6 protein-coding genes are annotated in these 7661 nt (G+C 58.6%); 1 reads left to right on the forward strand and 5 read right to left on the reverse strand.

Features of this window, described 5'->3' with window-relative positions:
* Positions 1–314: 314 nt before the first annotated feature.
* Positions 315–1148, forward strand: coding sequence for a lytic transglycosylase domain-containing protein (locus IBX59_RS07840; RefSeq protein WP_296374189.1), 834 nt, complete (start codon positions 315–317; stop codon positions 1146–1148).
* A gap of 56 nt (positions 1149–1204) precedes the next feature.
* On the opposite strand, the gene IBX59_RS07845 is transcribed toward IBX59_RS07840, so the two are convergent.
* From IBX59_RS07845 to IBX59_RS07865, 5 genes are all read right to left on the reverse strand, one after another.
* Positions 1205–1828, reverse strand: coding sequence for a 3-oxoacid CoA-transferase subunit B (locus tag IBX59_RS07845; protein WP_296374177.1), 624 nt, complete (start codon positions 1826–1828; stop codon positions 1205–1207).
* Positions 1828–2532 (reverse strand): CoA transferase subunit A, encoded by a 705-nt coding sequence (locus IBX59_RS07850; protein ID WP_296374179.1) that lies wholly within the window; start codon positions 2530–2532, stop codon positions 1828–1830. Before IBX59_RS07850 ends, IBX59_RS07845 begins: the two co-directional genes overlap by 1 nt.
* 84 nt (positions 2533–2616) lie before the next feature.
* Entirely contained in the window at positions 2617–5223 is a 2607-nt protein-coding gene (gene topA, locus IBX59_RS07855; RefSeq protein WP_296374181.1) for a type I DNA topoisomerase, read from the reverse strand.
* Between the two features lie 93 nt (positions 5224–5316).
* The gene (dprA, locus tag IBX59_RS07860; RefSeq protein WP_296374183.1) at positions 5317–6450 is read right to left on the reverse strand and encodes a DNA-processing protein DprA; all 1134 of its coding nucleotides are present in this window, start codon (positions 6448–6450) and stop codon (positions 5317–5319) included.
* A 215-nt stretch (positions 6451–6665) separates the two neighbouring features.
* Positions 6666–7661, reverse strand: a 996-nt coding sequence (locus IBX59_RS07865; RefSeq protein WP_296374185.1) for a metallopeptidase TldD-related protein, incomplete at its 5' end; no start/stop codon positions are given.

The following is a 7661-nucleotide window of genomic DNA, read 5'->3' on the forward strand; positions in this document are numbered from 1 at the left end:
TACTCTTCCTCGCCGGGCGAATAACGCTGGGTCTGAACTGCGCTTCCCGTCTTGGATGCGTTGATATAGCCCTGCGAATGGGGCGGGAATTTGACCTGAAATTACTTTTTTCATGACGCTTCCGAATTTGACCTAAAAAAGTGTTAACAAATTGATATAAAAAGGAAAAAAATTTAAAAATTCGTCTGGTCATGCCAATGACGTTGCGCGAAAGCCTGCAATGGGGCCAAATCGCCCAGATTGTTGCGGTTTTTCTGGCTCTACACCCGTTTTCTGCCATGTTACCCACGATGAACAGAATAGGCCGCGTTGAAATGATCCGCTTTTCTCTGCTCTTTCTTGCCTGGACGCTGTTGGTGGGTGCCGCACCCGTCACTGCCGAAGTGCTGCGCTTGCAGCCTGATTTTTCGGCCAAACGCGTGTCGGTGCCGAAACCGGGGTCTGGCCCGCGCATCACCGTGCAGATCGACCCCAACGCCCCACGCCGCGGGCCAGTTTACGCCGCACCCAAAGCCGCCCCGAAAGAAAAGTCACCAACGGCCCTGCCGGCACCTTCGGCAATGGATTGGTTCTGGCAGGATGTATCGCCCAGCCTGTTTGACACCGGCCCAGGGCGGTTGCAGCGGGCGATGACGCGGATCAACACCCCGCCAGCAGGCACACGCATCCCCGCGCCCCGCTTGCAGCATTTGCAAGACATCGCCGCAGCGCATGGTGTTTCGATCCTGAAGGAAACGGTCGGCACCAAAGTGTCGCCCGCTTTGGTTCTGGCCGTCATCGCCGTGGAAAGCGCGGGGCGGCGCGATGCGATCAGCAGCGCCGGTGCGCAGGGTTTGATGCAATTAATGCCAGCCACCGCCAGCCGCTTTGGTATAAGCAACAGCATGGATGCCGCACAGAATATCAAAGGTGGTGTCGCCTATCTGAACTGGCTGTTGGATCATTTCGGCAATGATCCTCTGCTTGTTCTGGCCGCCTATAACGCCGGTGAAGGCAATGTCGCCCGCTATGACGGTGTGCCGCCATTCGCTGAAACCCGCGCCTATGTGCCAAAGGTGCTGGCGGCATGGCAGGTTGCCAAGGGGCTGTGCAAGACCACGCCAGAGCTTATCACCGATGGCTGTGTCTTTAACGTCAACGGGATCTGATCAAAGTCACAGGTGTAGAAAGGGCGTCGCAACCGGGTGGTGCGACGCTCTTTTTATCAGACGATTGCCGCTTCGGTTGCGGCAATCATATCCTCACGGGTCACGCCGGGGGCCAGTTCTGCGATATGCAGGCCCTTGTGGGTGACATCCAGCACACCAAGATTGGTGATAATCCTGTCCACCACGGCCTTGCCGGTCAGCGGCAGGGTGCATTCTTTCAGCAGCTTGCTGTCGCCATGCTTGTTGGTGTGATCCATGATGACGATCACGCGGCCCACACCGGCGACCAGATCCATGGCGCCCCCCATGCCCTTGACCAGCTTGCCCGGAATCATCCAGTTAGCCAGATCGCCGGTTTCCGACACTTCCATCGCACCAAGGATTGCCGCGGCAATCTTGCCGCCGCGAATCATGCCAAAGGATGTGGCGCTATCGAAATAGGCAGTGCGATTCAATTCGGTGATGGTTTGCTTGCCCGCGTTGATCAGGTCGGCATCTTCTTCACCTTCGAACGGGAAGGGGCCCATGCCCAGCATGCCGTTTTCGGATTGCAGGGTGATGTCCTTGTCACCGACATAGTTTGCCACCAGCGTCGGAATCCCGATGCCAAGGTTCACATACATCCCGTCTTCCAGTTCCTGCGCGGCCCGTTCGGCCATCTGGTTACGATCCCAAGGCATTATGCATCCTCCCTTTTGCGGGTTGTGCGCTGTTCAATCCGCTTTTCATGTTCGCCCTGAATGATCCGGTGCACATAGATCCCGGGCAGGTGGATATGATCGGGTTCAAGGCTGCCTGTGGGAACGATCTCTTCGACCTCGACCACGCAGACCTTGCCACACATCGCGGCGGGCGGGTTGAAATTGCGCGCGGTCTTGCGGAAAATCAGATTGCCGGTTTCATCGGCCTTCCACGCCTTGACGATCGACAGATCGGCCACGATGCCACGTTCCAAAATATAGGTTTGGTCGTTGAATTCCTTGTGTTCCTTACCCTCGGCAATCACGGTGCCCACGCCGGTTTTGGTGTAAAAACCGGGGATACCGCAGCCGCCCGCGCGCATCCGTTCAGCCAATGTGCCTTGGGGGTTGAACTCCAGCTCCAACTCGCCCGACAGATACTGACGCATGAATTCGGCGTTTTCGCCTACGTAAGAGCTGATCATCTTTTTGACCTGCCGTGTCTGCAACAGAATGCCGATGCCAAAATCATCCACCCCTGCATTATTGGACGCAAAGGTCAGATCTTTGGTGCCCGCGTCCTTGATCGCCGCAAGCAGTAATTCGGGAATACCACACAGGCCAAACCCGCCCGCTGCAATAAACATTCCGTCGTGCAAAAGCCCGTCCAGTGCCTCGGCCGCTGAACCGTATATTTTTTTCATGAACTGAATCCCCGGTTTTCCTCTGGCCGAACCCTGACGCCGGCGGCAGGTAAAGTCAATTCACATGCCGCGGCGCAGCGTAACCTAGTTTTTCGAAGAGGCGGCTTTTTTCGCGGCCGGTTTCTTTTTCGTGGGCGCCTTTTTCGCCGCTGGTTTCTTCTTGGTGACCTTCTTGCCGGATTTTGCGGCGCGTTCGTCGATCAGGTCAATGGCCTGTGCCATTGTCAGGTCATCAGGGGCGATCGTGTCGGGGATCGTCGCGTTGATTTTTTCCCATTTTACATAGGGGCCGTATTTGCCGTCATAGATATTGACCGGGCCGCCCGCCTGCGGGTGTTCGCCCAATTCACGGATCGGGGTCGCCACCTTGCCACGTGCGCCACGTGATGCGACCTTTTCGGCCAGCAATTGCACCGCGCGGTTCATGCCCACGGTCCAGACTTCGTCGATGCCATCAAGATTGGCATTGGTGCCGCCCCTGTCGGATGTGCTGGGCGCATGTTTCAGATAGGGGCCATAGCGGCCAATATTGGCCCAGACCATCACCCCGTCATCGGGGTGCGGGCCAATTTCACGCGGCAACGACAGCAGCATCAGCGCATGTTCAAGGTCAAGCTCTTCGGGTTCCCATTCTTTTGGGATGGACTGGCGCGGGGGTTTCTTGTTGTCTTCGGTCACGGCACCGCGCTGCACATAGGGGCCAAAGCGGCCCTTGAAAACGCGAACTTCATCGCCCTGATCATTGCCCAAAAGCTTGCCATCCGGTGGAATTGCCGAAGCCTCTGCCGCGGGGTCGGGGGGGCCAAAGGGGCGGGTATAGCGGCATTCGGGGTAATTCGAACAGCCGATAAACGCGCCGCCGGACCGGGCAGTGCGCATCGACAGACGGCCCGCGCCGCAGTTCTGGCAAATCCGCGGGTCGCTGCCATCCTCGGTAGGGGGGAACAGATGCGGTTCCAGCACTTCGTTGATTTTTTCCAGCACGTCGGTGATCCGCAATTCGGCGGTTTCGGCGATGGCGGCAGAGAAATCGCGCCAGAACTGGCGCAGCACCTTTTTATAGTCGCCGTTGCCAGCGCTGACCTCGTCCAGCTGGTTTTCCAGATCGGCGGTGAAATCATAGCCGACGTATTTGCGGAAATAGTTTTCCAGAAACGCCGTAACCAGCCGCCCTTTATCCTGCGGAATCAGACGGTTCTTGTCTTTTTCCACATAGCCGCGATCCTGAATTGTCGTAACGATCGACGCATAGGTTGACGGCCGCCCGATCCCCAGTTCTTCCATACGCTTGACCAGTGTCGCCTCTGTATAGCGGGGCGGGGGTTGGGTAAAATGCTGTTCGGGTTCAATGTTCTGTTTTTTCGTGGGTTCGCCGGCGGCAAGCTGCGGCAGGCGCTTTTCGTCATCATCATCGCCATTGTCGTCGCGGCCTTCTTCATAAACGGCCAGAAAACCGTCAAACAACATGACTTGCCCATTTGCGCGCAACCCGACCTGCCCATCCGCACTGGCGACATCGACCACAGTCCGTTCCAGCCGGGCGGCCGCCATCTGGCTGGCCATGGTGCGTTTGTAGATCAGGTCATAAAGCTTGCGTTGGTCGGCATCTGTAATTTTTGCCGCTGCGGTATCAAGGGCCATTTCAGTGGGCCGGATACATTCGTGCGCTTCCTGCGCGTTCTTGGCTTTGTTTTTATATATGCGGGGCTGGTCCGGCAGATAGTCCGCGCCGAATTTCGCCTTGATCGCATCGCGGGCACCGGTCACTGCCTCCGGGGCCATGTCGATCCCGTCTGTCCGCATATAGGTGATCAGCCCGGCCTCATACAGGCGCTGGGCCACGCTCATGGTTTGTTTGGCACCCATGCCGAATTTGCGGCTCGCCTCTTGTTGCAGGGTCGATGTCATGAAAGGCGGGCTGGGGTTGCGGGTGGCCGGTTTCGCCTCGACTGCCGTGACGGTAAGGTCACGCGAACGGATCGCCTGCACCGCCATTTCGGCCTGCGTTTCATTGGACAGATCGAATTTATCAAGCTTTTTGCCCGCCAGAGTGATCAGCCGCGCCTCAAACGTCTGGCCCCTCGGGGATTGCAGCAACGCCTTGACTGTCCAGTATTCCTGCGCGCGAAACGCTTCGATTTCCATTTCGCGTTCAACGATGATGCGCAGGCAGACCGACTGCACGCGCCCCGCCGATTTTGCACCGGGCAGCTTGCGCCACAGCACGGGCGACAGGTTGAACCCGACCAGATAATCCAGCGCACGGCGGGCCAGGTAGGCTTCGACCAAAGGTTGGTCTACTTGTCTGGGGTGCTTCATTGCGTCAGTCACGGCAGATTTCGTGATGGCGTTGAACACAACGCGGCTGACGGGTGTATCCTTTTTAATGGCCTTGCGGGCAATCAATGCCTCGGTCAGGTGCCATGAAATCGCCTCGCCCTCGCGGTCGGGGTCGGTGGCAAGGATCAGTTCATTGTCGTTTTTCAAAGCATCAACAATAGCCTTGATATGCTTTTTGCTGTCACTGGCGATTTCCCATTTCATGTCGAAATCGTCGTCAGGCAGGACAGATCCATCTTTTGGTGGCAGGTCACGCACATGCCCGTATGACGCCAGAACAATGTAATTCTTGCCTAGATATTCGTTTATTTTCTTGGCCTTGGCCGGAGATTCGACAACAACAACAGGCATGGGAATCCTTGTTCAACTATGCAGGCAATATAGTGGCGCAAGATGTGGCCTCTGCTTGGTGAATGTCAATGCAGCGTGAAAACGGGCCCAGCGTCAGGCTGTGCGGGATAACAAACCGCCCGCCTGGCGGGTAATTTTGCCGTCCAGTTCCAGATCGACCAGCACCGGGGCCACGGTTGTTGCCGGTGCAGCAAGGTCGCGCAAAAGCTGATCTTCGGCCACGGGTGCTGGCCCAAGGCGCGACAGGATTTCATCGTGTAGGGCCGCGATATCGCGCAGAGGCCGCTTTGGGGGTTCGACCAGCGGCAGGGGTGGTTGGGATGCGACCTGTGTTAAAGCTTGCAACGATTCGATGATGTCATCGGCATTGCGCACCAATATCGCACCGTCGCGGATCAGCATGTTGCAGCCCGCGGCGCGCGCATCAAGCGGGTGCCCCGGCACGGCCAGCACATCGCGGGCCTGATCAAGTGCATTGCGCGCGGTGATCAGGCTGCCTGACTTGGCGGCTGCTTCGACCACAACGACTGCTTGCGCCAGTCCCGAGATGATCCGGTTGCGGGCCGGGAAGTGCCGCGCCTGGGGTTGGAGCCCCATCGGCATTTCAGAAAGGCGCAAGCCGGCTTTCGCGATGTCATGCGCAAGCTGCGTATTTTCGACCGGATAGATCACATCGACACCGCCAGCCAGAACCGCGATCGTGCCGCCCGCCAGCGCGCCAAAATGTGCTGCGGTGTCGATCCCACGGGCAAGCCCCGAGACCACGACAAAGCCTGCCTCTGTCAACTCTGCCGCGAGCCGTTTGGCCATGCGCGTGCCAAGCGATGATGCATTGCGCGCCCCGACAAGCGCGATCATTGGCTTTGCCAAAAGGCCGGTCTGCCCAATCGCCCAAAGCAACGGTGGCGCATCGGGGATTTCGCCCAAGCCGGCTGGATAATCCGGTGTGCCTTCGGCAATCAGTGTCGCGCCAGCAGCGCGCGCGGCCTTCATTTCGGCGATCACCACGCCGGCTGGACAGGTCTGATAATCGGTCACACCAGCTGCACGTGCAATGTCGGGCAAAGCGTCCAGCGCCTTGGCTGCATTGCCATGTTCGGCCAGCAGCCGCCGGTATGTCGCTACACCGACCCGCCGAGAGCGCAATAGGCGAAGCCGGTTGACCGTGTCCTCTTCCGTGGTGGGGGGGAGTGGGGGGTGAGTGGAAGATTTTTGTTTTCCGGTCATCCCGATGCTCCGCCATATTGCCCGGTCAGGGATAATTGCGCAGAGTTAACGAGGTATGAATCAAACCCGTTCGCACCCTCGAAATTTTACATCACATTGAATAGTTTCGATTTTTTGTGAAATCTTTGCAGCCTCTCCAACGCGTCCGGCAACCTTTCTACGCCGATCAGGTGCCGTGGTTTCGAATCACAGATGCGGCGATTGCCTGGCTAACCCTAGGCCGCGGCCCCGCCCACGGTCAGCCCGCCGATCAGTAAACTGGGTTGCCCCACGCCGACGGGCACCCATTGGCCCGCTTTGCCGCAGTTGCCGATGCCTGGATCAAGCGCCAGATCATTGCCGATGCCGCGGATCTTTTTCAGCGCGGTGGCACCATCGCCAATCAGCGTTGCCCCTTTGACGGGCGCGCCGACAACCCCGTTTTTCACGCGATAGGCTTCGGTGCAGGAAAACACGAATTTGCCGTTGGTAATGTCAACCTGCCCGCCGCCAAAGCCGACGGCATAAATTCCGTCGTGCAATTCAGCGACAAGGCTTTCGGGGCTGGCACCGCCTGACAACATATAAGTATTGGTCATGCGCGGCATCGGCGTATGGGCAAAGCTTTCGCGCCGCCCGTTGCCGGTTGGGTCCACCCCCATCAGGCGCGCATTCTGCCGGTCCTGCATATAGCCGACCAGCACGCCATCTTCGATCAACACGTTCTTGCCGCTGGGCGTGCCTTCGTCATCTACGGTGATCGACCCGCGCCGGTCGGGGATTGTGCCGTCATCCAGCACGGTCACCCCTTTGGCGGCAATCTGCTGGCCCATCAGCCCTGCAAAGGCGCTTGATCCCTTGCGGTTAAAATCGCCCTCAAGCCCGTGGCCAATCGCCTCGTGCAGCAGAATGCCGGGCCAGCCGGGGCCAAGCACCACATCCATCACCCCTGCTGGTGCGGGTTCGGCATCAAGGTTCACAAGCGCGATGCGCAGCGCCTCGCGCGCGACAGGTTCCCAGTTGTCGCGCCCGATCAGCCCGATCAGGCCGGCACGGCCACCGCCCCCCATGCTGCCGCTTTCGCGTTTGCCGTTTGCCTCGACGATCACGCTGATATTCAGGCGCGACATGGGCCGCGTGTCGGTGACAAGCGTGCCTTCGGGGCGCAGGATCAGCACCTCCTGGTGCGAAGCCGCGAGTGTGGCCGATACCTGCACTACACGCGGGTCAAG

The organism is Yoonia sp., assembly GCF_014859355.1.
Taxonomy (GTDB): domain Bacteria; phylum Pseudomonadota; class Alphaproteobacteria; order Rhodobacterales; family Rhodobacteraceae; genus Yoonia.

Bases quoted from the DNA above. Each gene is read 5' to 3' on its own strand.
- IBX59_RS07850 (WP_296374179.1), bottom strand. From the start codon at position 2,532: ATGAAAAAAATATACGGTTCAGCGGCCGAGGCACTGGACGGGCTTTTG.
- topA (WP_296374181.1), bottom strand. From the start codon at position 5,223: ATGCCTGTTGTTGTTGTCGAATCTCCGGCCAAGGCCAAGAAAATAAAC.
- IBX59_RS07840 (WP_296374189.1), top strand. From the start codon at position 315: ATGATCCGCTTTTCTCTGCTCTTTCTTGCCTGGACGCTGTTGGTGGGT.
- dprA (WP_296374183.1), bottom strand. From the start codon at position 6,450: ATGACCGGAAAACAAAAATCTTCCACTCACCCCCCACTCCCCCCCACC.
- IBX59_RS07845 (WP_296374177.1), bottom strand. From the start codon at position 1,828: ATGCCTTGGGATCGTAACCAGATGGCCGAACGGGCCGCGCAGGAACTG.